Consider the following 23,923-nt stretch of genomic DNA (forward strand, 5'->3'; position numbering starts at 1 on the left):
AGCCAGCGTAAGCTGGCTTTTTTATGTCCTGCTTTTTTGATACACACTGTCATCTGGCAGATGATTTTTTTTCAGATGACCTGCTCGCAACCAGCTTGCGGCCTAGTTCATTCGAAAACCCTACACACGCACACTATTTTCTCAGTGTCGCCACGTCTTCTTCTGATTTTCTCAAAACAGTCGAACTCAGCCTTAAACACCCTCAAATCTTTTCTGCTGTTGGTTTGCACCCATGGTTTATTACGCCGGATTACAAGCAACAATTGTTTGAGCTGGATGCGTTTTTAAAAACGCATCGTGGCCATTTGTCCGCGATCGGAGAGATTGGGCTTGATAAGGGAAAAGGGCGTGTGGAGATGGCTTGGCAAGAGGCGGTGTTTGAACATCAGCTGGGCCTAGCCGAAACCTTTCAATTGCCGGTTTCAATTCATTGTACGAAAGCCTTTAATTTAATGCTTCGTCACTTACGTTCATTAACGGTAGCTGGTGTTATGCATGGATTTTCCGGAGGGGCGAAGATGGCCGAACAGTTTGTCGAAGCTGGTCAGTTCATTGGGGTGAATTCTGTTTTGCTAAATGACAATGCGCGTCGATACCATGAAATGGTGCAGGCGGTTGGGCTAAAATCGTTGGTTTTAGAGTCTGATGCGCCTTTTGGCATGAATTTACCGCAGGGTAATCCTTTGTCTGGCCTTGATGCTCTATCGATTAAAATAGCAGAGTTATTACAGGTTTCACCGGAAGAGGTGATTACGGCAACCTGTGAAAATGCAAAACGATTATTTTTAAAGGATAAAAATGGAAGCCCTGTTTGAAAGAAGTCGGTTGGTTTTTGATGATGATGGCATTGAGCGCCTTCAACAAAGTCATGTCTTGGTGGCCGGAGTAGGCGGTGTCGGCGGCTTTGTCGTGGAAGCGCTGGCTCGGGCCGGAGTGGGGCGGCTCACCATTGTTGATCATGACCAGGTCTCGCCATCGAATTTGAATCGGCAAATTATTGCCTTGCGATCCACCCAAGGACAAAATAAGGCCATGGCAATGAAAGCCCGGATTCAAGACATTAATCCGAACTGCGAAGTGACGGTTATTGAGCAGTTTTTGAAACCCGAAGATATGGACTCTTTACTTGAAAATGACTTTGATTATGTCGTGGATGCGATTGACAGTTTGAATTGTAAGGTCGCTTTAGTCGCCACCGCCTTTCAAAAAGGGTTTAACGTGGTGTCGAGTATGGGGGCCGGACGGCGTATTGACCCGTCCAAAATCCAAATCACCGACTTGTCGAAAACCCATACCTGTGGCCTGGCGCGCAATATGCGTCAACGCCTAAAAAAACAAGGCATTCATAAAGGGGTTAGGGTGGTGTTTTCCACCGAGCTGCCGAAAGAGCCTGGCCCAATGGAAGAAATTGAGGGCGCGCGCGGTCGTGTTGTCAATGGAACGGCCAGTTACATGCCGGGCATCTTCGGTTTGATGTTGTCCGGTATCGTCATTCAGGATTTGGCGGTTTAGTTCAAAAGCGGGTACAAACCGGACTTGTTGACTAAGTGTCCCGCCCTGCGTATCAAGCCATTACGTTGATAAAATTGCAGCTCTCGATGAATAATGGGTTGAATGTCATTTTGATTCATTCCGGCTTTAATTTCAGGTGAGTACAGTAGCTTCAGTAGCATATAATCCAATCCGGTTAATAGGTCAATGCGGCTTTTGTCATTGGCAATGCTTGGGTTAACCCAATCGGAATCATTCGGAAGCCCCATCACCTGTGTGGCTTCTTCTACAATGCATGCAGGTAGTAAGCCGCGGCTCATAGCGTGGTCCACTGGAATGATAATGGCAGCATGCACAATTTCATGCTGTTTGTTTAAATGGTATGTTCCCATGCAATGGCTTTCTCGAGATAAGTTTTTCACATCCGAAGGGGCAAAGGTGTCGATGGCCATTTGATAGTAACGGTCTTTGGTGAAAATAATTTTGAAGTTGGCCGGGTGGGTAGGATCGCTGCTTTGGATTTTATGATTTGTGATTTCTTTCAGTTGGTCTAAGTGCGCATCGGTCATGCGTGTGACTAAGTCGTTTTTCGGAAGAAAATAATATTGGTATTCGAAATAAATGGGTTTCTGCCATTTGATGACTCGACCATCTGTTTTCCGGTATTCATTTTTCAAGGCAATCTCCGAAAACGCTTTTTGAATGTACGCTGGTGATTGCCAATCATTGGTTAGACTGCTTGCCGAAACCATTAGCGTTGTCGAGAAGAGCGCAAGCCCGATCCAGATGTTTCGTAGTGCTGTGTTAAGCATGGGTTTAGCCCTCTCAGGGGAAGCCGAAAACCACCAGGCCTGGTGGTTTATCCGTTTTTGCTTCGGCCGCTTTCCAATATTTTATTCAAGTAGTGGCCGGTGTATGACTGTTTGTTTTTCGCTACGTCTTCCGGTGTACCGATGGCGATGATTTCGCCGCCGCCGGAACCGCCTTCTGGGCCGAGGTCAACAATCCAGTCCGCTGTTTTAATTACGTCCAGGTTGTGCTCGATAATCACAATGGTATTGCCCTGGTCGCGTAAATTCTGAATGACTTTTAATAATAGCTCAATGTCGTGGAAATGCAAACCGGTTGTTGGCTCGTCCAAAATATAGAGTGTATTGCCGGTATCGCGTTTCGAGAGTTCTTTCGCCAGTTTCACCCGTTGTGCTTCGCCGCCGGAAAGCGTGGTGGCGCTTTGTCCTAGCTTGATGTAGCCGAGTCCGACTTCCATCAGCATTTGCAGTTTACGCGCAATGACGGGAATGGCGTCAAAAAAGGCGCGAGCATCTTCTACGGTCATTTCCAGAATCTCATGAATGTTTTTACCTTTGTATTCCACCTGCAGGGTTTCACGGTTATAACGCGCACCTTGGCAGACGTCGCAGGCCACATACACATCGGGTAAAAAATGCATTTCCACTTTTAAAACCCCATCGCCTTGGCAAGCTTCGCAGCGACCGCCTTTAACATTGAAGCTGAAACGTCCTGGGGTATAGCCGCGCGTTCGTGCTTCGGGTGTCGCCGCCAGCAGCTCGCGAATCGGGGTGAAAAGACCGGTGTAGGTGGCCGGATTGGAGCGTGGGGTGCGGCCGATTGGGCTTTGATCAATGTTAACGACCTTGTCAAAATGTTCCAGGCCCGAAACTTTTTCATAAGTGGCGGGTTCCAGCGAGGCTTTATTCAGTTGATTCGCGGTAATTTTGTATAGGGTTTCGTTGATTAAAGTCGATTTTCCGGAACCCGACACCCCTGTGATGCACGTTAATAAACCGGCTGGAATGTCCAAATCAACGTTTTTTAAATTGTTGCCGGATGCGCCCTGAATTTTCAGGGTTTTGCTTTTAGTGCGCGGCAGACGTTTTTCCGGAATGTGAATGGCGCGTTCACCGGTGAGATATTGTCCGGTCAGTGAGGCTTTGGTCGCCATGATATCGTCAGGCGTTCCTTGTGCCATGACTCGGCCGCCATGTACTCCGGCACCTGGACCGATGTCTAACACATAATCGGCGGCTCGGATGGCATCTTCATCATGTTCGACCACGATGACGGTGTTGCCCAGGTCGCGTAGATGGTTCAGGGTATTCAATAAGCGGTCGTTGTCGCGCTGGTGTAGCCCGATGGATGGCTCGTCCAGAACATACATGACGCCGACCAATCCGGCGCCAATCTGACTGGCGAGACGGATGCGCTGAGCTTCGCCACCGGATAAGGTGTCAGCACTTCGGTTCAATGTCAGGTAGTTGAGGCCGACATTGACCAAAAAAGATAATCGGTCATGGACTTCTTTAATGATTTTTTCGGCAATCTGACCTTTGGTGCCGTCCAGTTCTAGATCCGTGAAGAAAGTGTGCAGGTCGCCAATGGGTTGTTCAGTCAGTTCGGGTAACGTTTTTTCAGCGACGAATACATTTCGCGCTGCTTCGTTGAGACGGGTGCCGTGGCAGCTGCTGCATAAGTGCGATACGCGGAACCGCTCCAGTTCATCGCGCACGGCCTTGCTGTCGGTTTCGGCGTAACGGCGTTCCATGTTTGGTATCACGCCTTCAAAGCGGCGTGTGTCCGAATAACGGCCGTGAGGCAGTGGCAGTTTTTCTTTGCCGGAACCATAGAGGATGATGTCTTGATGTTTTTTATCCAGTTCGGTCCAAGGGGTTTCCACATCAAAGGCATAGTGGTCGGCGACGGCCTTGAGGATGTCGTAATAGTACTTGTGGCGGCGATCCCAGCCACGAATCGCGCCGCCGGCCAGGCTTAAATCCGGATGCATAATGACGCGAGCCGGGTCGAAGGTTTGTTTGACCCCTAGGCCGTCACAGGTCGGGCAGGCACCGTGCGGATTATTGAATGAAAAAATGCGCGGTTCCAGTTCCGGTACAGAATAGCCGCAGTGTGGGCAGGAAAACCGTTCCGAAAACAATAGCTGAAAATCGTCGCTTTCCTCCATGGGAAGTACTTGCGCAATGCCGTCGGCGAGGTGCAACGCGGTTTCAAAGGATTCCGCCAAGCGTTGTTTGATGTCCGGGCGGATTTTGAAGCGGTCGACCACCACTTCAATGTCGTGTTTGAATTTTTTATCCAGTTCGATGCCGCCGCCAAGCTCTAAGAGTTTGCCGTCGATACGGGCTCGAACATAGCCTTGCGCTTGCAGCTCGTCCAACAGGTTTTGGTGGGAGCCTTTTTTGCCGCGTACTACCGGAGCAACCAGCAAGCATTTACTGCCTTCGGGCAATTCCAGTGTGTGGTCAACCATTTGGCTGACCGTTTGCGCCACTAAGTCACAGTGGTGAGTGGGGCAACGCGGGGTGCCGGCACGGGCATAGAGCAAGCGCAGATAGTCATAAATTTCGGTGACGGTACCGACGGTGGAGCGCGGGTTATGCGACGTGGACTTTTGTTCGATGGAAATGGCAGGCGACAGGCCTTCGATATGGTCTATGTCCGGTTTTTCCATCACCGATAAAAATTGGCGGGCGTAAGCGGACAGGGATTCCACATAACGGCGCTGGCCTTCGGCGTAAATGGTGTCGAACGCCAGAGACGATTTCCCGGAGCCGGACAGGCCGGTGATGACAATCAGCTTGTCTCTGGGAAGCGCAATGTCGATGTTTTTTAAATTGTGCGTGCGTGCGCCACGAACGATAATCTCTTCTAGCATGTAAAACCCGCCTGCCGTTGAATCAAAGCAAAGGAAGCATTATAGCAAATTTCACATGCTGACACCCTTTTGTGAGGTTGGAAAAACCTCTTTAAAACGTGTCGTTACGGATTGTGACCACGCCGGAGATGGTGAGGCGGATGTCACTTTGGCCGGCTTCCATTACGGGTGCCGATTCGGCTTTCATGGCGGTCATCGCCAGGGCGCGTGGTTGGCGGTAAAGGACGGGCGGCATTGTATTTTCGATGTGAGTTTCGGTGATGTTGAAGGCCTCTTTTCCGAAGGCGCGGGCAATTTGTTTGGCCTTGTCGCGATAGGCCTGAATGCCGCGTTTAAGTAGCCGGCTCATAACGTGTTCTGTTTGTTGGCGAGACACCGAAAACTGCATGCCGTTGTAGTTCAATAGGGTTTGCAGATCCGCCAGAATTTCGGCCAGGCCTGGTGTGTTTTGGGTTTCGATGCTCAGGGATTGCTGACCTTGCCAGTCTTGAATTTTCCGGTTTTTGTCATAGACCGGGTGAATCCGGTAATTGCCGGTTTGGATTTGGAGGCCAGAGGTGCGGTCAAGTATCCGTTTGGCTTGTTCCATTTTCTGGTTAATTTCTCGGGCAACCGTGTCCGGGTCCTGGTTTTGTGCTCGGGCCAGAAAGTGGACGGTGACTTGGTCGTTGCTGACCGTTTCTGAAACGGTTTCGGCAAAGCTGATTCGGTTAAACCGGTTATTATCCTCATCCGCCCAGGCCTGGCTGGAAACGATAAGGGTGGCGACCAACAAAATCGAAAGTATTGAATTCATATTGAGGCTCCTTTTTCCGTTAAGTGGAACAGTGCTATAATGCGGGCAATTTTTTGAAATCCATGGAACGGTCGGGATGGCCGCACCGAAACAACAATGACAGGATACCATAAATGTCTGAAATGAGCCGTCGCATGGGCCCGACGGAAAGGCGTGCCGCTTTTTCCGTTGCGGGAATTTTCTCCACCCGGATGCTGGGTCTGTTTATGATTTTTCCGGTGTTTGCTTTATTTGCGCACGAGGAATTTGAAGGTGTGACCGCGACCCAAATCGGGATCGCGATGGGGATTTACGGCTTAACACAGGCGTTGTTGCAGATTCCATATGGCATGCTGTCGGACCGTTTCGGTCGTAAACCACTCATTATTCTCGGCATGTTGGTGTTTATGGTTGGGTCAATCGTGTGTGCTTTGGCCGATTCCATTGAAATGATGATTGTCGGGCGAGCGCTTCAGGGGATGGGTGCTGTGGCGGCGGTTCTGATGGCGACGGTGGCAGATTTAGTATCGGAGCAATTCCGGTTGCGCGCCATGTCGATTGTTGGCATAACCATTGGTTTGTCGTTTACGGTATCTCTGGTGGCCGGTCCAATGTTAGGCGAATTGTTTGGCGTGCGAGGCATTTTTTGGGTGATTGCAGGCCTGGCTATTTTGGGGGTTCTGTTGGTCATATTTATGGTGCCGAAAATTTCCAACCAAACCTTTCAGCGGGAAGCCGAGGCCGACCCGAGCCAATTTAAAGATGTGATCAAAAACCCGCAATTGCTGCGATTGGATATCGGGGTGTTTGTCCTGCATGCGATTTTGACGGCGATGTTTATTGCCGTGCCATTCTTGATTCGCGATACGGCCGGGTTGGACTCATTGCATCATTGGGAATTGTATTTGCCGGTGATGTTGCTGTCGTTCGCCTTTATGGTACCGTTTATCATTCAGGCGGAATCCAAAGGACGAATGAAACCGATTTTTGTCGGCGCGGTGCTGACGGTGAGTCTGATGCAGTTGGCATTGCTGTATGGCGCAGAAGGTTTTTGGTCGATGTTCGTGATTCTGCTGGTGTTCTTTACCGCGTTTAACTTATTGGAAGCCAGTTTGCCGTCTTTAGTGGTCAAGTTGTCGCCCGCGGATAAGAAAGGCACGGCCAGCGGTGTTTATTCCAGTAGTCAGTTTTTAGGCGCGGCCTGCGGCGGTGCTTTGGGTGGGTGGTTTTACCAAACCTATGGCGCCGATGGTTTGTTTCTGTTTACGGCCGGCATGGGATTGGTCTGGTTTACGGTGGCGGCCACGATGGTGAAGCCGTTGCCGCTGAGCATTGCATCGGTTCCGTTTGCCGGTGCGTTGAACGAGGCTGAGCGCGATGCTTATACGGCAAAACTATTGGCTTACGACGGTGTTCACGAAGTTGTGTTTTTGCCTGACGAGCAGCGAGTGTATTTTAAGGTCGATCGGACGAAAGTGGATGAGGCGGGCTTGATTGGCTATCTGGAAAAAGGCCTTGCGTAAGTTATATCTTTTTTACGTCAAACAGGGTATGATTTCCAGATTAAAGATGAAAGAATTTTTGGAGTATAGGTATGGCGCGTGGAGTAAATAAAGTCATTTTGGTTGGTACTTTGGGGCGTGATCCCGAGGTAAAGTATGCCGCAAACGGTAATGCGATTGCCAATCTGAATGTCGCTACTTCAGAACAATGGACAGATAAGGCGTCCGGACAAAAGCAGGAAAAAACCGAATGGCACCGTGTGGTGATTTTCGGTAAATTGGCGGAGATTGCCGGGCAGTATCTGACCAAGGGGTCACAAGTGTATTTGGAAGGAAAGTTGCAAACGCGCAAATGGCAAGACCAAAATACCGGCCAAGATCGCTACTCCACTGAAGTCGTGATTGACTTCAATGGTCAGATGCAAATGTTAGGTGGCGGAAACCGACAGTCGGACGCGCCTTACGATAACGGTTTTGGCGGCGGGCAAACCGCACCGCAAATGACCCAGCCAAATCCGATGGGTGGCAACCCAATGGGCGGCGCGCCGCAGCAACAAGCCGCACAGCCAAACTTTGGTCAACAAGCGCCGCAACAAGGCTTTGGTGGCGGTCAGCAACCGAATAAGCCGGCCCCGGCACAACAGGTTCCGGCTTACACGGCCAATGATTTTGACGATGACGATGTACCCTTCTAGGGGTTGCCGGGCGTTTAACCGCTTGTTATAAAAGGGCCTTTTTAGGCCCTTTTTTGTTTTTGGCTTTTAATGTGATTTTTTGTTTAATGGTTTGCTGGATTGGCCGATACCTACTATAGAGGTGTCTATGATGAATAAGATGGAAATTACCCCAGCCTTAAGGTATTTCTTTAAAAAGCTGGAACGCAAATCGGAAGAGTTACGTCAGGTTCAGGTGCTGGAAAAAGACCTGAAAAAAGTGGTTCCATTTGATGAAGTGGAGCGTTTTGCCCGCTCGATCATGACTCAAAACATTTTTATCTACACTGTTGGGGTGAATGGCAAGCGGGAATCCACTATCTTGACCAAAGCCATGTTCAGTATCAACAAGGTGGTACGGATTTATTACAGCACGAGTTTTGATGAAGCGTATCAAGGGTTCTTGAGACTTCGTCCGGATGTCGATCAGCAATTGATTCTGGTGGAGCGTTTACATGGCTTTCGACCCAAGCCTGAATTGTTGTACGCCAGTAAGGACGAATGTCATGTGATTCGTTTTTTCGTCAACTGGTTGATGCGTCGTATCGACTGGGATAAAACCAAGATTGATAATTTGGATTTATATAAACGGTTTGTGGACGTTGAGCGTAAAGAATTGGAAGAAGCCATTGCGGCTGAAGAGGCTGAGCGTGAACATCATGAGTTACAACGCACATTAGATAAGCACTTTGGCCAGCGCGAAAAAAGCAAAATGCCGTCGCGCCTACATCATTGATATCAATGGTTGCGCTGTACGGCGAGGTCGGCCAGTGAAAGCAGTGCGGTTTTCAGTGGCGACTCGGCCAAATCAGACAGAGCCGCTTTCGCTTTATCGGCTTCGGATTGAGCAACCTGTTGTGTGAAGGTCAGCGCGCCAGAGTTTTGAATGATGTCAGTGACTTCTTGCAATAACGCAATGCCGTCGGTTTCAATGGCTCGGCGCACCAAATCCTTTTCGGCTTCGGTACCGTTTTCCAGAATGTAAATTAACGGTAAAGTCGGTTTCCCTTCCGCCAGGTCATCCCCGAGATTTTTCCCTAATTCTTCCGCGTCGGCCATGTAATCCAGTGCGTCATCAATTAATTGGAAAGCCGCGCCCAGGTGACGGCCATAGGCGGTAAAGCCTGCTTCCAATTCCGGTTTGTTCGCTAAAACCGGGCCGAGTAGTGTCGCGGCTTCGAACAACTTGGCCGTTTTGCGATGGATGACTTCCATGTAGCGTTCGGTGGTGGTGTCGGCATCGTGGCAGTTTAACAGTTGCAACACCTCGCCTTCGGCGATGACGTTGGTGGTTTCCGACATGATTTCCATGACGCGCATCAAGCCAGGTTCTACCATCATTTCGAACGAACGCGAGTAAAGGAAGTCTCCGACGAGGACACTGGCGGCATTTCCCCAAACTTCGTTGGCGGTTTTGTTGCCACGCCGGGTTTCGGATTCATCCACCACGTCGTCGTGGAGTAGGGTGGATGTGTGGATGAACTCGATAACGGCAGCCAGGGTTAGGTGGTCTTTTCCGTCGTAATCACAGGCGCGAGCCGATAATAATACCAGTAGGGGTCTTAAACGCTTTCCGCCACTGTTAACAATGTAGTGGCCGATTTGGTTGATGAGCACGACATCCGATGCCAGTCGAGATAGGATTAGCTGGTCGGTGGCTTGGATGTCGTGCTGGATGAGTTGTCGGATTTCGGAAAGCGTCATGTATTTTATTGTAATGTGTTACTTGTTAGTCTCAGAGAGACAAAGTTTAGTATGAAACGCATGCGAAGCAAAGTCATAAATCGGTTTTTTCGGTAATCTGATACCAAGTCGGACTTTTAAAAAGTGTTTGAAATTATTTTATAAATTATTTCCGATATGGGGTTTGACCTGCAATATAAAAGGTTATATAATCCCGCCTTTGCCGTTGTTGACGGCGTGAAATAACAGAATAAATGAATATTTGAAACCGGGAGTTTCCAAGATGTATGCGGTAATTAAAACCGGTGGTAAGCAATATCGTGTTCGTGAAGGTCAAGTTCTGCGTGTTGAGTCCCTAAATGCAAACGAAGGGGATAAAGTAGAATTCGATCAGGTCATGATGGTTGGTGAAGGTGCAGACGTTAAAGTAGGTGCACCTCTTGTTGAAGGTGCCAAAGTTGCGGCAACCGTTACAGAAAACGGTCGTGGTAAAAAAGTGACAATCATCAAGTTCCGTCGTCGTAAGAACAGATCACGTTCTAAGCAAGGCCATCGTCAAAATTATACGGAAGTTGAAATCACAGGAATTTCAGCGTAATTTCGAACTGATTCAGTCAGTTTTGAATTGATTAATAGAATCTGAGTTGTTTCTGAGTAGGGAGCAGACAGGTTAACAGGAGATGTCACCATGGCTCATAAAAAGGCTGCAGGTAGTACTAAAAACGGTCGCGACTCTAATGCTCAGCGATTAGGCGTTAAGCGTTTTGGTGGTGAGCAAGTTCTAGCGGGAAGCATTATCGTTCGTCAACGTGGAACCAAATTCCACGCCGGTGATAATGTTGGTCGCGGTAAGGATGACACTTTGTTTGCAAAAGCGACTGGTGAAGTGGCTTTCGTTACCAAAGGTAAGCCTCAACGTACTTACGTAACAATTAAAGCCGACTGATTTCAGTCAGCCGTAATTGCTTACAGAAAGCCCCGCGAGTCGGGGCTTTTTTATTTCTAGGCGAAGGTGAAGCGCTGAGCTAAAATAATTGTTTTGAGAGCTTTGCACGAGTAGGATGCGAAGAAAAATGAGAGAAAATTTGGCTGATTGAGGCGGAAAACGCAGCTAATAGCGAGCTATTAGCCAGTTTTTCAACAAAAATCAGACGGATTTTCTCTCATTTTTACTCGTGTAACTATCTCGTGTTTATGCCCTTTGGGTGCAAAGCTCTCTTATTCGCTTAGTGATCATTAAGACACATTAGGATTTCCAATCATGCAATTTGTTGATGAAGCCAATATTCGAGTCGCGGCCGGTCGCGGAGGGAACGGGGTGGCCAGTTTTCGTCGCGAAAAATACATTCCGTTTGGAGGCCCGAACGGCGGTGACGGCGGGGATGGCGGCAGTGTCTATTTGATAGCCGACCGCAATATCAACACCTTGATTGATTTCCGTTATACCCGAGACTATAAAGCTCAAAATGGCCAGGCCGGAATGGGGCAGCAAAAAACCGGCCGCGCAGGGGAGGATTTGATTGTTCCCGTGCCGGTCGGTACCATTGTGCGAGACTTGGATACCCAGGAAGTGATTGGCGATCTGGTCGAACATGACCAGGTGTTGCTGGTCGCTAAGGGTGGCCGCCATGGGTTGGGAAATGTGCATTTCAAAAGCAGTACTAACCGTACGCCGCGTCAATGCACGCCGGGTGAACCGGGGGATGAGCGTAATCTCTCGTTGGAGCTGTCGGTTCTAGCCGATGTCGGGCTGTTGGGGATGCCGAATGCCGGTAAATCCAGTTTGATTACCGCTGTCTCCGCCGCGCGTCCAAAGGTAGCGAATTACCCGTTTACGACACTTTACCCAAACTTGGGGGTGGTGCGGGTGTCGCCGGAGTCGAGTTTTGTCATTGCGGACATTCCCGGTTTGATTGAAGGGGCCTCCGAAGGGGCCGGTTTGGGCGTACAGTTTTTGAAGCACTTATCTCGAACCGGCTTGTTGTTGCACGTGGTGGACATTGCGCCGATTGACGGTTCTGATCCCGTCGAATCGGTTCATGTGATTGAAAAAGAATTGGAAAAATACAGTGATGCTTTGGCCGGCAAAGAACGTTGGTTGGTTTTAAATAAAACCGACTTGCTACCGGAAGATGAAGCCAGTGAGTTGTGCAACGGTATTATCGAGCAGCTAGGCTGGCAGGGGCCGGTGTATTCGATATCCGCCGTGAATCGAACCGGCACCGAAGCGTTAATGAAAGAGATCGCTTACGGGCTGGAACAAAATCGTTTGAAAGCTCTGGAAGAAACAGACGAAGAGTCGTAACAGATGGTCACACGTTCAAACATACACGAAAAGTCCCGTCGCTGGGTGGTGAAAATCGGCAGTGCTTTATTGACGAATGACGGTAAAGGGCTGAATCGAACTGCGCTGGCAGACTGGGTTTCTCAGATGGTGCAGTTGAAACAACAAGGAATTGAGCTGGTGATTGTTTCATCTGGATCTGTCGCGGAAGGGATGCAGCGACTGGGTTGGGCGAAACGTCCGTCCGAAATTAATGAACTGCAAGCCGCCGCCGCGGTCGGCCAAATGGGGCTGGTGCAAGCTTATGAATCCGAGTTTGCGAAAAACGGTCTGCGTACCGCGCAAATTTTGATGACGCACGACGACCTGTCGAATCGCGCTCGCTATCTCAATGCGTCCAATACCATTCAAACCTTGTTAGAACATGATGTCGTGCCGATTATCAATGAAAACGATACTGTTGTGACCGATGAAATTCGTTTTGGCGATAACGATACCCTGGCGGCCTTGACCGCGAACCTGGTATCGGCGGATGTGTTGGTGATCTTGACCGACCAAAACGGCTTGTATAACGATAATCCCCGTACCAATCCGCAAGCCACGCTGATTTCGGAGGCCGAAGTCAGTCGTAAAGATATTGAAGCCATGGCCAGCCCGGAAGGGGGGAGTCTTGGTAAAGGTGGGATGTTCACCAAGGTGATGGCCGCAAAACGCGCGGCGCGTTCGGGGACCGCCACGTTTATCGCTTCCGGTCGGGAGGGAAATATCTTGCCACGTTTGCACGCCGGTGAAAACCTGGGGACGTTATTGATTCCCGATTTGGAGCCATTGACCGCGCGTAAGCGCTGGCTGGCCGGGCATCTTCAAGCGAAAGGGCAACTGGTGTTGGATGATGGCGCGGTAAAAGCGTTGCAATCTTCCGGCCGAAGCTTGTTGCCGATTGGTGTCAAAGCCATCGACGGCGAATTCCAGCGCGGCGAAATGGTGATTTGTGTTAATGAAAAGAACCAGGAAGTCGCGCGCGGCTTGGTCAACTACCCTTATTACGAAGCCGAAAAAATCATCGGTCATTCGTCATCGGATATTGCCGACTTGCTTGGCTATTCGGAAGGCGAGTTTTTGATTCATTGCGATAATCTGGTTCTGGTGGATTAAGATTGCATTTAAATTTGTTCGAAGTCTCTCATTTCATAAAACCCCCAGGCCTGGGCGTTTTTTATTAATAACCATTCTCATTGGTTGGCGTTATTTTTGCTTGTTGAAATTACGTATTCTAAGAACTGCCTTTGAGTGATGGCAGAAGCTTAAGAAGGTAATCGTTTTGTCGATATATTAGGTATGTGCGTGTAGAGACGTATACCTAGGTAATTATAGTACAAGGGGGGTAATATGACTATTTCAAATGTACCGGCTGGAATCGGTATTGCCAGTGCCGTTAATTTTAATGTTAAACCGGCAATAAGTGCCGGTTTGGAATCAAATGTTTCTGAAGGTGCCCAAAAGGGGAGTGATTCTGTAAGTATTTCGAAAGATGCAAAAGAAGCTTCTGTTCGAGATTCCATTGCTACCCAATCGGAAGATATTTATCAAAAAATTAAAAACTCGGATTTTATTTTGCTTCAGTCTGGTAAAAAACTTCTATCAGAAAATTTACCTGAAAATCAGCCTGTGGTTAATCAGTTAAAACAGCAAATGGAATCGGCAGTAACTAATGACAAAAAAGCTGAAATAGGCGGATTGCTGGGTATATTGCAACAATATGGATATGAAGAGTATTTCCCGGATGTTCAGTCGGTTATTGATAAACAAACCGCGCATTTTTTAGCAATGGATAGACGAATTGATGAAATTGCTAAGCAGCCGGAACAAGTGGAAAAAATGAAACAAAAATTTAATGAATTGGTTAATCGTTACGAGGGCAATGAAGAAGCGAAACTTGAAGCTCTTATGTTGAAAAATGATATATGGGATAGCTAGATTGCATCTAACAGGTCTAAATATATTGCTTAAACCTGCACATTTTATTTAATTAATTTAGTAATGGCTGGTATGGTATTTCCATCCTGTCCAAGTACGATTCCATTTGCTGAAATTTTGATATACCGAACCATAAACATCTTCGCCGATAGCGTAAGCAACGAGTGAGTGTTCCTCAATTGTTTCATAAGAACTTATCGGCGCATTTATACCGTCATAAGTTACTAAATAAGCTTCACCTATAAAAGCTGTTTCTGCACCAGAAGATGTCCTTTTTCCTCCAAACCATGTTCCACCCTCCAAAAAACAAGCGGAAAATTTTGGCGAAAAAAACACGGAGCCACCTTTGGATTTTTTGCGTGGTACAACTGTCTTACTTAAAAGTGGGCAAGGAGAGCTGGATTTTTCAATTCGCTACAATCGTCAGAGATATACCTATCAAGGGATGTTTAATTCAAAGGAAATTTTTAATACAACGGTGCGACGGTTGGAGTTGGCTTTAGGGTATCGTCATGGTTTTGCTAACCGACTGGAGACATGGTTTCGTGTGCCTTATGTTTATTCTCATGCGGAATATGTGTCAGGTAACGATTTTGTTAAAAACGAAGACAGAGCCAAAATGGGGGATGTTCAGTTTGGTTTTCAATATTTGGCATTGCCACAGCAAAGAGGATACCCAAGTATTACTTTGTCGTTACGGGCATCGGCCCCCACGGGCGAGCGAAGTTATTATGAACCGCCTGAGGACTGGTTTAATTTGTTGTCCAATGGTTCGGGGCATTGGATGGTGTCTCCAAGTCTCGATTTTACGAAAAATGTTGATCCAGTCATTTTGTTCGGTGGTGTGTCTTATGAATATACGTTTGCGAACCGAATTGATGGGCATGAATATGAACCGGGACAAGGAGTTGGGCTTTATTCCGGGTTTGGTTTTGCCGTTAATAGCCGTTTCTCATTAAGCTCCAGGTTGTACTGGAGTTACTACGATAATATGAAACTGGACGGTGTGAAAATGCAGGGCTCTTCTTCAGAACCGATTAATATTGGTTTTTCAGGTTCTTATCGCGTTTGGGATACCGTAGTTGCCACGCCAACCGTTCAATTTGGTCTGAACGATGATGCCGGTAGTGCCCCGACTTTGGCTTTAACGTTTTCGAAAAAATTATGAAGCAGATATCTTTATTTGTTCTTCTGAGTTTGAGTATTGTTGTTTTGCCGGCTTCTCTGGTGAAGGGGAGCGGTGATTTGCCGACATTGAAGACTTGGCAGGCGATGAAACGTGAGGGTGTTGTGGCCCAAGGGTTGGACTATTCCTGTGGTTCCGCTTCGATTGCGACGATTTTAAATTATTATTTTGGTGATAATTGGCGGGAAGGGGTCATTATCTACGATATGACGGCTCGTTTGACTGAGGATGAAACGAAAGATCGTATTAAGGAAGGGTTTTCCATGCTAGATATGAAAGAGACATTGATTCGACTTGGGTATCAAGCTATGGGGGTTAAATTGTCGCTGGAGCAAGCAAAGCGTTTATCGGGGCCGGTCGTGATTCTTTTGAGAAAGGACGGCATCAATCACTTTGTGGTATTGAGGGGAATTCGCTATGGTGAAGCTTACATTGCCGACCCGAGTATGGGTAAATATCGTTTGTTATTAGCTGATTTACAACGTTATTGGCAAGGCGAGGCTTTGGTTATTGGAAGGCCGGGAAGTGGTTTACCGAAACAAAGTGAATTGGCGATAAAAGACTATGAGCTTTATCATCCCGAAGCTGAAAGCATTAGGGTGTGGCGATATTATAAAAACTGAGGTTTTAACACTCATTGTCATCTCCTGAAGTGCCCAGGCCTGGGCGTTTTATGTTTTTCTGAAATTTTTCCATTTCATTCCTTGAAAAAAAAATAACTGACCCCATAAGGCTTGACAGTGACTAACCGATTTATAAAATAATTAGCACTCTCTGTGGTAGAGTGCTAATTGTTGAGTTTTTTAGTAATCTAATACCATGATTTATCAAATGTTTAGGAGAATCCTATGAAAATTAAACCGTTGCATGACCGTGTGGTCGTTCGTCAAGTGGAAGAACAGAAAGAAACCGCGGGTGGTATTTTACTGCCGGGTTCCGCCCAAGAAAAAGAAAACATGGGTGAAGTGGTTGCTGTTGGGCCAGGTAAAGCGGCCGATAATGGTTCCATTATCTCAATGACGGTCAAAGTCGGTGACAAAGTAATGTTCGGTCAATATTCCGGTCAGGAAGTCAAAGACGAAGACGGGCAAGCTTTGAAAGTAATGCGTGAAGACGACATTATTGCAATTGTCGAATAATCAACATTATTGAGAATTTTAAACATAAGGATTTGAAAAGATGGCAAAAGACGTAAGATTGGGCCTAGATGCCCGCGAAAAAATGGTTGAAGGGATTAATGTCCTAGCGGATGCGGTAAAAGTTACTTTGGGGCCTAAAGGCCGTAACGTGGTTCTTGAAAAATCATTCGGTGCGCCAACCGTGACTAAAGATGGTGTGTCCGTTGCCCGTGAAATCGAATTGGAAGACAAGTTCATGAATATGGGCGCGCAAATGGTGAAGGAAGTGTCTTCCCAAACCAATGACGTGGCCGGTGACGGTACCACGACGGCGACCGTTTTGGCGCAATCCATCGTTCGCGAAGGGATGAAGTCGGTTGCCGCCGGTATGAACCCAATGGACTTGAACCGTGGTATTCACAAAGCGGTGGAAGCCGTTGTTGAAGAAATTCAAAAAATGTCTGTGCCATGTACTACGACTGACTCCATTGCTCAGGTTGGGACAATTTCCGCTAACTCGGATGTGTCGGTTGGTAAGATGATTGCTGATGCGATGGAAAAAGTGTCGACCGAAGGTGTCATCACCGTTGAAGAAGGGTCTTCTTTGCATGATGAGTTGGTCGTGGTTGAAGGGATGGAATTCGACCGTGGCTATCTATCGCCTTACTTTGTGACTAATCAGGAAAAAATGGTTGCGGAGCTGGAAAACCCATACATCCTGCTACACGACAAGAAAATCTCCAACATCCGTGATTTGTTGCCAACGTTGGAAGCGGTTTCCAAAGCCGGCCGTCCATTGTTGATCATTGCGGAAGACGTGGACGGTGAAGCCTTGGCAACACTGGTTATCAACAATATGCGCGGTATCGTCAAAGCCACGGCCATCAAAGCGCCAGGTTTCGGTGAACGTCGTAAAGCGATGCTTCAGGATATGGCGGTCTTGACCGGTGGTACGGTGATTTCTGAAGAAGTGGGTCTGACATTGGACAACGTCACGCTGGACATGTTGGGTGAAACCAAGTCTGCGGTTGTTGGTAAAGACAGCACGAAATTGATCGACGGTGCCGGTTCAAAAGAAGACATTGATGCACGTTGTGCCCAAATCCGCTCTCAAGTGGAAAACACCACATCGGATTACGATAAAGAAAAACTGCAAGAGCGTTTGGCCAAATTGTCCGGCGGTGTTGCGGTGATCAAGCTGGGTGCCGCGACTGAAGTCGAAATGAAAGAGAAGAAAGACCGTGTTGACGATGCGCTTCACGCCACTCGCGCGGCGGTTCAAGAGGGAATCGTTGCCGGTGGTGGTGTCGCCTTGGTTCGTGCGCGTTCTAAAGTAAAAGTGAAAGGCGATAACGACGAACAGCAAGTCGGTATCGAAATCGCTTTGCGCGCGATGGAAGAGCCAATGCGTCAGATCGCCGCTAACTGTGGTCTGGAAGGTTCCGTCATCGTCAATAAAGTGATGGAATCCAAAGATAACATGGGCTTCGATGCGGCTTCTGAAACCTATGTCGATATGCTGGAAGCCGGTATCATCGATCCGGCGAAAGTCACGCGTTCGGCCTTGCAAAACGCCGCTTCCGTCGCGGGTCTGGTCTTGACGACCGGCGCGGCAATTGCGGATCTTCCGGCGAAAGACGGTGGCGCTGCGGATGCAGCGGCGGCTGCAGCCGGTGGAATGGGAGGCATGGGCGGCATGATGTAATTTTTCGCCTAGGGCGTTCAAATTTCAGCGATAACCGCGTTGGGCTTGAACTTCCAGTGCTCATGGACTTAAATGTCCACTGCGCGCTGGTTTCAAATCCGCCTTGTTCTCATCTTAAATTTGTACCGTCTAGGCTGAAAAATCATTTCAGCTCATTTTCAAAGGCCAGCTTATGCTGGCCTTTTTTATTGGCGGTGAGTGCATATGCTCAAGTCTTTTATGTGCGTTTAATCTCCAATATTTCGTCAAAAGAATTTAAGTGCCCGCTTTGTGCGGGCTTTTTTGTGCTTGGCATTTGGTTTGGTTTTTTTAAAGAATTGGCCAGGCCTGGCAGTTTTGTTTGAAAGGGCGTTATGCTTTGAAAGCGAAAATGCTAAAATATTTGTCTTATAGTAACGAAATAAACCGGCGTCAGGGCCGAATGGTTGGAATATGGAAAACGCAACAGTCAAAATAGGAATCGTTGGAGGAACCGGTTATACGGGGGTGGAATTACTGCGCTTGCTGGCCAGTCACCCGAATGCGGAGGTCGTCGCCATCACTTCTCGAAGCGAAGCGGGGATGCCTGTAGCGGAGTTGTTCCCGAACCTGCGCGGTCATTATGACTTGGCGTTTTCCGAGCCTTCGCCAGCGGTTTTGAAGGGGTGCGATGTTGTTTTCTTTGCCACGCCGCACGGGGTGGCGATGAGCATGGCGAAAGAACTGATGGCGGCCGGTGTAAAAATCATCGACCTGGCGGCCGACTTTCGGATTGAAGATATGCAGGCCTGGTCAAAATGGTATGGCATGGAGCATGCCTGCCCGGATGTGATGTCGCAGGTGGCTTATGGGTTACCGGAATTATTTCGGAAAGAGATTCAGAAAGCGCAAGTGATTGCCAACCCAGGTTGTTACCCAACCAGTATTTTGCTGGGAGCCGTTCCCTTTTTAAAGGCCGGTCTGGTCAAAACCGATGGCATTATCGCCGACGGTAAATCCGGTGTCAGTGGCGCGGGTCGTGGCGCGAACGTTGCCATGTTGGGCGCGGAGATGAGTGAAAGCTTCAAGGCGTATGGCGCGGCGGGGCATCGTCATTTGCCGGAAATGTTGGAAAAATTACATCAGCAGGCGGGGGAACCGGTCGATTTGACGTTTGTGCCGCATTTGGTGCCGATGGTGCGGGGCATGGAATCCAGTATTTACATGACCTTGACCCAAGATGCTTCGCAAGCCGAGCTGCAATCGGTGCTGGAAACCGCCTATGCCGATGAACCGTTTGTGGATGTGATGCCGGCGGGCAGTTTGCCGGAAACCCGGATGGTGAAGGGCTCTAATATGTGTCGTTTGGCGGTATACCGTCCGGAAGGCGGTAATAAGGTGGTGGTGTCTTCCGTGATCGATAATTTGGTGAAAGGCGCGGCTGGGCAAGCGGTTCAGAATATGAATGTTTTGAGCGGATTGCCGGAAAGCGCCGGGTTGCAACAAGTTGCGTTGATGCCGTGATGCCATTTCGATACTTCAGTTATGAATTACTGACGCCGCCGCGGGCTTTTGTTACAATTAAACTTTGCGATAAAGTAGGAGGCGATCATGTCTGAAATGCCTACCCCGGTTAACTTCACCGAAGCCGCGGCTTCAAAAGTCAATGGTTTGATTGAGGATGAAGGTAACCCGAATTTGAAATTACGAGTTTACATCACCGGCGGCGGTTGCTCCGGTTTCCAATACGGTTTTACGTTTGACGAATCTCAAGCGGAAGACGACACGGTCGTTGAAAAAGAGGGCGTCAAGCTGATGATTGACCCGATGAGTTTTCAATACCTTGTCGGTGCAAAAATTGACTATCTTGAAGACCTGCAAGGCGCACGCTTTGTTATTGAGAACCCCAACGCGACAACCACCTGTGGTTGCGGTTCATCGTTCAGTGTTTAAAATTCGATAAACGCTTTATTTAACGGCACGGTCATCACCCGGTCAACCCGGTGTGTTGCTGTGTCCGAAATCATTTTCTAGGGTAAATTATGGAATACATTCCTGGTCTGGCGGGTGTGCCTGCAACAGAGTCTGAAATTTCTTATATCGATGGTCAAAAGGGTATTCTGACCTACCGTGGTTACAATATCATGGAGCTGGCTGAATATTCTTCTTTCGAGGAAACCACGCTTTTGTTGCTGTTTGGCAATTTGCCGACGGCCAGTGAATTGGCGGATTTTGAAAACCAGCTCCGCAATGCCCGTCGCGTTAAATACAATTTGCGTGAGATTATGAAAAACCTGCCGGCCACCACGCACCCAATGCATATGCTGCAAGTTGCGGTGGCCAGTTTGGCCAGCTTTTACCCCAGTACCGAATACATGAAAGGCGGTACCGAAAACCAAGCGTATATTAACGAAGTGACGGTGAACATTATTTCCCATATGGGCACCTTGGTAGCGATGTGGGAACACATGCGCAATGGTTACGATCCGATCGAGCCGCGTAAAGATTTGACCTATGCGGAAAACTTTTTGTATATGGTGACCGGTGAGGAGCCCGATAAGGACTGGGCGCGATTGTTGGATGCCTGCTTGATTCTACACGCCGAGCACACCATCAATGCGTCAACTTTTACCACCATGGTGACCGGATCGACGTTGGCGAACCCCTGTTCGGTCATTTCCTCGGCCATTGCGTCCTTGTCCGGCCCGTTACACGGTGGTGCCAACCAGAAAGTCATCGAAATGTTGGATGAAATTGGTTCGCCGGAAAATGCACGGCCTTACATTGAAAAACGTTTGGCGGAAAAGAAAGTGATTTGGGGGATGGGGCATCGTGAGTATAAAACCAAAGATCCGCGCGCCACGATTCTGCAAAAGCTGTCTTCCGAATTGTTGCAAAAGAAAAGTGATGCCGGTTCCTTGAGTCAGGCGTTTGCCACGGCCATGGAAGTGGAAAAAGTGTGTGAAGATTTATTGAGCCATAAAGGGGTTTACCCGAATGTCGATTTCTATTCCGGTATTTTGTACAAGGAAATGGGCTTTGACGCTGGCTTGTTCACGCCGATTTTTGCAGTGGCGCGCTCCGCCGGCTGGATGGCGCACTGGCGTGAGCAACTGCAAAATAATAAAATTTTCCGTCCGACGCAGATTTACACGGGTGCCGGCAATTCCTGTTATTTGCCGATGGAAAAACGCGGTGAGTCACATGCGCGGGAAGCCGCAGAGTGATTGGACGATTGTTTCCGACTGAAAAGCCGCCAATTGAGCGGCTTTTTTATTGTCCGAATATCACCAGGCCTGGTGATATTTAAAGGCATTCGCTCGTGTTAAGCGTGCCAGATGCCGCCTAGTATGGAGTCGTGTTTAGCGCCGGTAATGCTGGCCAGTGGAATGGCTTGATTCAATAGGCGCTGCTGAGCGAGCCAGGCGCACATCATCGCTTCCATGGCATGAGGGTGAACACCATAATCGGTGGTGGGCTTGATCGGGTAGTTCAGCTTGGCTTGCAATCGTTTTAAGAGTGTTTTATTTTCAGCGCCGCCGCCGCAAATCAATGCCTCGACGGGAGGCTCCGGTAAGGTTTGCAGTCCTTGAATCAGGGTGTCCACGGTGAGTTGGTTCAGTGTCGATAAAAGGACAGTCGGGTTCGGTTGTTCCGAACCCAATGAGGCCAGTTGCCGATCCAGCCAGGCCTGGTTGAAATAATCTTTTCCGGTGGCTTTGGGGGCGGGCTGGGTAAAGTAATCGTCCGCTAACAACTGTGCCAACAACGGGCTGTCTGGTTCGGTTTGGGCCGCCAATAGTCCATTGGCATCGTAGTCGCATCCAAAATGCTGGCGGCAGATGTCATCCATTAAGCCATTGCCTGGCCCGGTGTCAAAGCCAAGCGTGTCTGTTGGTGACAGGTAGCTGATGTTCGCGATGCCACCGATATTGATGACCGCCAGACGCTCGGCGTGTGAAAAAAGTGTGCGGTGGAACGCCGGAGCAAGCGGGGCGCCTTGTCCGCCGTTGGCGAGATCGTCGATGCGAAAGTCAGCCACGGTGGTTATGCCGGTGTGTTTGGCGATAAACGCTGGATGGCCGATTTGCAGGCTCATCGGAATGTCTGGCGCGTGGAATACCGTTTGACCGTGGCTACCGATGGCGGTCACCGTTTTCGATGGCGTACCGGTCTGTTCAAGCAGGGCTTGGGTCGCCTGAATGAACTGTATGGCGACGTCGTATTCCAATTGGCACAGGTTTTTTAAGCTGGCCTGCGGCTGTTCATTGAGTTGATTGAGTTTGCTCTGCAAGCGGCTTGGGTAAGGGTGGGTGAGAAAGCCTTTCAGAATAGGATGGGCTTGTGAAAAATCGACCAGAGCGGCATCAACGCCATCCAGGCTGGTGCCGGACATGAGTCCGATATAGAGATCTTTCCCTAGACCGTTTCCGGCTTTATTCAAAGTTGGACACCAATTGGGTGTGAGGGTTGAGGCGCTCCATTTGAGCTGTCATCAAGCCGGCGTATTGGTCAAATTGGGCGCGGTATTGTCTTGGAACCGGTCCAGCATCCGGGAATTTGACTTTCAATGGGTCGACATGGCGGCCGTTTTTGCGGAACTCGTAATGTAAGTGCGGTCCGGTGGCCAAGCCGGTTTGACCGATGTAGCCGATGGTATCGCCTTGTCTGACCCAGGCGCCTTTCTTGTATTTGCCGAATTTGGACATGTGAGCATAAACGGTGGTGTATTTGCCGGCATGTTTGACAAAAATTACGCGGCCATAACTGCGGCTCCAGGCGCGTTTGACGATTTGGCCGTCACCGGTAACGTGAATGGGGGTGCCGACGGGGCCGCCGTAGTCCACGCCGCGGTGAGCGCGCCATTTTTTCAAAACCGGATGGTAGCGTTTGGGTCTGTAACGGGACGTGATGCGAACATAGTCCACCGGATTACGTAAAAAAGCTTTGCGCAAGTTGCGGCGATTTTCATCGTAATAGCCCACGGTTTTGTCATTGGCATCCCGCAACAGGAAAGCAGTGTGACGTTCGTTGCCGGCAGTGACAACCTCCGCCGCAAGGATGTCGCCGTCACCGATGTACTTTCCGTTGATGAAATGTTTTTCGTAGATAACCTTGAATGGATCGCCCGGGCGCAGTTGACGAATAAAGTCGATTTCCCATGAAAAAATATCGGCCAAATTCATAATGGTTTTTGCGCTGAGACCGGCTTCGGTACCGCTCAGGTAAAACGAATGTTGAATGGTGCCGGCCGCGGTTTCCACTTTGGTTTCCACCGGATGTTCGATTTTTTGAATTAAAAAATCATCGTTATCCTGGCGGACTAGTTGATAATGGGTGGCATCGTGTTTTGGGTAGAGAATTTTTTGCAGTTGGTTGTTCTGGTCGGTCCAAATGTCTAAGGCGTCGCCCACTCGTAACTGGGTTAACCATTCGCCATGTTGGCTGGAAGCAATTTTAAATGTGGTGCCTGCGGGGATGCCAAGTGAATCCAGCGCTTGCGACAGACTGCCATTTTTTTGAATGGTGACGTGGTGTTTATGCCAGTTGTTTTCAGGCTGCTTGGTCATGAGGTTGGTGTCGCTCATGAGCGGTGGGAGAGGGAGTCGTTCCTTCTCCGCCGGCTGAGAGGCGGTGGCGAACTGAACGACAAACAGGAAAATCAGTGTCAGTAACAGTATAAAATGTAAGCTTGCTTTTAACTGGTTCACTAGTCTTATCTAAGTGTTTGTAAACCGGCGGAAGGCCGATTTAGTACCTGCTCTAAAATACGTTAAACTCGATTATACCTGAACAAAAACCGTAAATACTAGCCTTAATCATGAAGAAAACCTTCTCGT

24 protein-coding genes are annotated in these 23,923 nt (G+C 48.7%); 17 read left to right on the forward strand and 7 right to left on the reverse strand.

All coding sequences use genetic code 11. From position 1 onward, the window contains the following. Positions 1 to 23 precede the first annotated feature (23 nt). Positions 24 to 815 carry a TatD family hydrolase gene (locus AC0KH7_RS01505; protein ID WP_472370045.1) on the forward strand — a complete coding sequence of 264 codons (792 nt, stop codon included), beginning with the start codon at positions 24 to 26 and terminating at the stop codon, positions 813 to 815. After that, entirely contained in the window at positions 799 to 1,512 is a 714-nt protein-coding gene (locus AC0KH7_RS01510) for a tRNA threonylcarbamoyladenosine dehydratase (protein WP_472370047.1), read from the forward strand. Before AC0KH7_RS01505 ends, AC0KH7_RS01510 begins: the two co-directional genes overlap by 17 nt. Here the strand turns inward: AC0KH7_RS01510 and AC0KH7_RS01515 are convergent. The 3 genes from AC0KH7_RS01515 to AC0KH7_RS01525 all read right to left on the reverse strand — a co-directional run bounded on the left by AC0KH7_RS01515 (position 1,509) and on the right by AC0KH7_RS01525 (position 5,978). Beyond that, positions 1,509 to 2,303: a DUF2927 domain-containing protein gene (locus AC0KH7_RS01515; RefSeq protein WP_472370049.1), complete on the reverse strand. Its 795-nt coding sequence runs from the start codon at positions 2,301 to 2,303 to the stop codon at positions 1,509 to 1,511. The genes AC0KH7_RS01510 and AC0KH7_RS01515 overlap by 4 nt on opposite strands. 47 nt (positions 2,304 to 2,350) lie before the next feature. Next, on the reverse strand, positions 2,351 to 5,182 hold the full coding sequence (gene uvrA, locus AC0KH7_RS01520) for an excinuclease ABC subunit UvrA (RefSeq protein WP_472370051.1): 2,832 nt from the start codon (positions 5,180 to 5,182) through the stop codon (positions 2,351 to 2,353). A gap of 91 nt (positions 5,183 to 5,273) precedes the next feature. Beyond that, positions 5,274 to 5,978, reverse strand: coding sequence for an SIMPL domain-containing protein (locus AC0KH7_RS01525; protein ID WP_472370053.1), 705 nt, complete (start codon positions 5,976 to 5,978; stop codon positions 5,274 to 5,276). Positions 5,979 to 6,091: 113 nt separating this feature from the next. Between AC0KH7_RS01525 and AC0KH7_RS01530 the strand changes: the two genes are divergently transcribed. From AC0KH7_RS01530 to AC0KH7_RS01540, 3 genes are all read left to right on the forward strand, one after another. Beyond that, positions 6,092 to 7,480 carry an MFS transporter gene (locus AC0KH7_RS01530; protein ID WP_472370055.1) on the forward strand — a complete coding sequence of 463 codons (1,389 nt, stop codon included), beginning with the start codon at positions 6,092 to 6,094 and terminating at the stop codon, positions 7,478 to 7,480. Between the two features lie 71 nt (positions 7,481 to 7,551). Then, entirely contained in the window at positions 7,552 to 8,154 is a 603-nt protein-coding gene (ssb, locus tag AC0KH7_RS01535) for a single-stranded DNA-binding protein (RefSeq protein ID WP_472370057.1), read from the forward strand. A 127-nt stretch (positions 8,155 to 8,281) separates the two neighbouring features. Continuing rightward, complete coding sequence (locus AC0KH7_RS01540; protein WP_472370059.1) at positions 8,282 to 8,908, forward strand: hypothetical protein; 627 nt, start codon at positions 8,282 to 8,284, stop codon at positions 8,906 to 8,908. A gap of 2 nt (positions 8,909 to 8,910) precedes the next feature. On the opposite strand, the gene ispB is transcribed toward AC0KH7_RS01540, so the two are convergent. Next, positions 8,911 to 9,876: an octaprenyl diphosphate synthase gene (gene ispB / locus AC0KH7_RS01545; protein WP_472370061.1), complete on the reverse strand. Its 966-nt coding sequence runs from the start codon at positions 9,874 to 9,876 to the stop codon at positions 8,911 to 8,913. Between the two features lie 262 nt (positions 9,877 to 10,138). Here ispB and rplU point away from each other — a divergent pair, with 262 nt between their 5' ends. The 5 genes from rplU (at position 10,139) to AC0KH7_RS01570 (ending at position 14,116) form a co-directional block, all read left to right on the forward strand. Continuing rightward, positions 10,139 to 10,453, forward strand: a complete 315-nt coding sequence (gene rplU / locus AC0KH7_RS01550; protein WP_068647315.1) for a 50S ribosomal protein L21 — start codon at positions 10,139 to 10,141, stop codon at positions 10,451 to 10,453. Between the two features lie 90 nt (positions 10,454 to 10,543). Then, the gene (gene rpmA, locus AC0KH7_RS01555; RefSeq protein WP_029939610.1) at positions 10,544 to 10,801 is read left to right on the forward strand and encodes a 50S ribosomal protein L27; all 258 of its coding nucleotides are present in this window, start codon (positions 10,544 to 10,546) and stop codon (positions 10,799 to 10,801) included. Between the two features lie 315 nt (positions 10,802 to 11,116). After that, the gene (gene cgtA / locus AC0KH7_RS01560; RefSeq protein WP_472370063.1) at positions 11,117 to 12,160 is read left to right on the forward strand and encodes an Obg family GTPase CgtA; all 1,044 of its coding nucleotides are present in this window, start codon (positions 11,117 to 11,119) and stop codon (positions 12,158 to 12,160) included. Positions 12,161 to 12,163: 3 nt separating this feature from the next. Further along, a complete protein-coding gene (proB, locus tag AC0KH7_RS01565; RefSeq protein ID WP_472370065.1) occupies positions 12,164 to 13,294 on the forward strand; it encodes a glutamate 5-kinase in 1,131 nt (376 codons plus the stop codon). Between the two features lie 234 nt (positions 13,295 to 13,528). Next, on the forward strand, positions 13,529 to 14,116 hold the full coding sequence (locus AC0KH7_RS01570) for a hypothetical protein (RefSeq protein WP_472370067.1): 588 nt from the start codon (positions 13,529 to 13,531) through the stop codon (positions 14,114 to 14,116). Between the two features lie 57 nt (positions 14,117 to 14,173). Here AC0KH7_RS01570 and AC0KH7_RS01575 read toward each other — a convergent pair whose 3' ends face one another. Next, positions 14,174 to 14,452 carry a hypothetical protein gene (locus AC0KH7_RS01575; RefSeq protein WP_472370069.1) on the reverse strand — a complete coding sequence of 93 codons (279 nt, stop codon included), beginning with the start codon at positions 14,450 to 14,452 and terminating at the stop codon, positions 14,174 to 14,176. 10 nt (positions 14,453 to 14,462) lie between these two features. Here AC0KH7_RS01575 and AC0KH7_RS01580 point away from each other — a divergent pair, with 10 nt between their 5' ends. The 7 genes from AC0KH7_RS01580 (at position 14,463) to AC0KH7_RS01610 (ending at position 21,310) form a co-directional block, all read left to right on the forward strand. Beyond that, positions 14,463 to 15,284 carry a transporter gene (locus AC0KH7_RS01580; protein WP_472370071.1) on the forward strand — a complete coding sequence of 274 codons (822 nt, stop codon included), beginning with the start codon at positions 14,463 to 14,465 and terminating at the stop codon, positions 15,282 to 15,284. Next, positions 15,281 to 15,925, forward strand: a complete 645-nt coding sequence (locus AC0KH7_RS01585; protein WP_472370073.1) for a C39 family peptidase — start codon at positions 15,281 to 15,283, stop codon at positions 15,923 to 15,925. Before AC0KH7_RS01580 ends, AC0KH7_RS01585 begins: the two co-directional genes overlap by 4 nt. A gap of 225 nt (positions 15,926 to 16,150) precedes the next feature. After that, complete coding sequence (locus AC0KH7_RS01590; protein WP_472370074.1) at positions 16,151 to 16,441, forward strand: co-chaperone GroES; 291 nt, start codon at positions 16,151 to 16,153, stop codon at positions 16,439 to 16,441. Between the two features lie 40 nt (positions 16,442 to 16,481). Continuing rightward, positions 16,482 to 18,125 (forward strand): chaperonin GroEL, encoded by a 1,644-nt coding sequence (gene groL / locus AC0KH7_RS01595; protein ID WP_472370076.1) that lies wholly within the window; start codon positions 16,482 to 16,484, stop codon positions 18,123 to 18,125. Positions 18,126 to 18,557: 432 nt separating this feature from the next. Beyond that, entirely contained in the window at positions 18,558 to 19,607 is a 1,050-nt protein-coding gene (argC, locus tag AC0KH7_RS01600) for an N-acetyl-gamma-glutamyl-phosphate reductase (RefSeq protein WP_472370078.1), read from the forward strand. A gap of 87 nt (positions 19,608 to 19,694) precedes the next feature. After that, positions 19,695 to 20,036 (forward strand): iron-sulfur cluster insertion protein ErpA, encoded by a 342-nt coding sequence (gene erpA / locus AC0KH7_RS01605; RefSeq protein WP_472370080.1) that lies wholly within the window; start codon positions 19,695 to 19,697, stop codon positions 20,034 to 20,036. A gap of 89 nt (positions 20,037 to 20,125) precedes the next feature. Continuing rightward, positions 20,126 to 21,310 (forward strand): citrate synthase, encoded by a 1,185-nt coding sequence (locus AC0KH7_RS01610; protein WP_472370082.1) that lies wholly within the window; start codon positions 20,126 to 20,128, stop codon positions 21,308 to 21,310. A gap of 98 nt (positions 21,311 to 21,408) precedes the next feature. Here AC0KH7_RS01610 and AC0KH7_RS01615 read toward each other — a convergent pair whose 3' ends face one another. Then, positions 21,409 to 22,527, reverse strand: a complete 1,119-nt coding sequence (locus AC0KH7_RS01615; RefSeq protein WP_472370084.1) for an anhydro-N-acetylmuramic acid kinase — start codon at positions 22,525 to 22,527, stop codon at positions 21,409 to 21,411. Beyond that, positions 22,520 to 23,794: a peptidoglycan DD-metalloendopeptidase family protein gene (locus AC0KH7_RS01620; protein WP_472370086.1), complete on the reverse strand. Its 1,275-nt coding sequence runs from the start codon at positions 23,792 to 23,794 to the stop codon at positions 22,520 to 22,522. The genes AC0KH7_RS01615 and AC0KH7_RS01620 overlap by 8 nt, the downstream gene beginning before the upstream one ends. Positions 23,795 to 23,923: the final 129 nt, after the last annotated feature.

The sequence above is a fragment of the Hydrogenovibrio sp. genome (assembly GCF_965140365.1).
GTDB lineage: Bacteria > Pseudomonadota > Gammaproteobacteria > Thiomicrospirales > Thiomicrospiraceae > Hydrogenovibrio.

Coding starts and splice junctions, on each gene's coding strand:
- AC0KH7_RS01505 (WP_472370045.1), top strand. CDS start 24: ATGTCCTGCTTTTTTGATACACACTGTCATCTGGCAGATGATTTTTTT.
- AC0KH7_RS01510 (WP_472370047.1), top strand. CDS start 799: ATGGAAGCCCTGTTTGAAAGAAGTCGGTTGGTTTTTGATGATGATGGC.
- AC0KH7_RS01515 (WP_472370049.1), bottom strand. CDS start 2,303: ATGCTTAACACAGCACTACGAAACATCTGGATCGGGCTTGCGCTCTTC.
- uvrA (WP_472370051.1), bottom strand. CDS start 5,182: ATGCTAGAAGAGATTATCGTTCGTGGCGCACGCACGCACAATTTAAAA.
- AC0KH7_RS01525 (WP_472370053.1), bottom strand. CDS start 5,978: ATGAATTCAATACTTTCGATTTTGTTGGTCGCCACCCTTATCGTTTCC.
- AC0KH7_RS01530 (WP_472370055.1), top strand. CDS start 6,092: ATGTCTGAAATGAGCCGTCGCATGGGCCCGACGGAAAGGCGTGCCGCT.
- ssb (WP_472370057.1), top strand. CDS start 7,552: ATGGCGCGTGGAGTAAATAAAGTCATTTTGGTTGGTACTTTGGGGCGT.
- AC0KH7_RS01540 (WP_472370059.1), top strand. CDS start 8,282: ATGATGAATAAGATGGAAATTACCCCAGCCTTAAGGTATTTCTTTAAA.
- ispB (WP_472370061.1), bottom strand. CDS start 9,876: ATGACGCTTTCCGAAATCCGACAACTCATCCAGCACGACATCCAAGCC.
- rplU (WP_068647315.1), top strand. CDS start 10,139: ATGTATGCGGTAATTAAAACCGGTGGTAAGCAATATCGTGTTCGTGAA.
- rpmA (WP_029939610.1), top strand. CDS start 10,544: ATGGCTCATAAAAAGGCTGCAGGTAGTACTAAAAACGGTCGCGACTCT.
- cgtA (WP_472370063.1), top strand. CDS start 11,117: ATGCAATTTGTTGATGAAGCCAATATTCGAGTCGCGGCCGGTCGCGGA.
- proB (WP_472370065.1), top strand. CDS start 12,164: ATGGTCACACGTTCAAACATACACGAAAAGTCCCGTCGCTGGGTGGTG.
- AC0KH7_RS01570 (WP_472370067.1), top strand. CDS start 13,529: ATGACTATTTCAAATGTACCGGCTGGAATCGGTATTGCCAGTGCCGTT.
- AC0KH7_RS01585 (WP_472370073.1), top strand. CDS start 15,281: ATGAAGCAGATATCTTTATTTGTTCTTCTGAGTTTGAGTATTGTTGTT.
- AC0KH7_RS01590 (WP_472370074.1), top strand. CDS start 16,151: ATGAAAATTAAACCGTTGCATGACCGTGTGGTCGTTCGTCAAGTGGAA.
- groL (WP_472370076.1), top strand. CDS start 16,482: ATGGCAAAAGACGTAAGATTGGGCCTAGATGCCCGCGAAAAAATGGTT.
- argC (WP_472370078.1), top strand. CDS start 18,558: ATGGAAAACGCAACAGTCAAAATAGGAATCGTTGGAGGAACCGGTTAT.
- erpA (WP_472370080.1), top strand. CDS start 19,695: ATGTCTGAAATGCCTACCCCGGTTAACTTCACCGAAGCCGCGGCTTCA.
- AC0KH7_RS01610 (WP_472370082.1), top strand. CDS start 20,126: ATGGAATACATTCCTGGTCTGGCGGGTGTGCCTGCAACAGAGTCTGAA.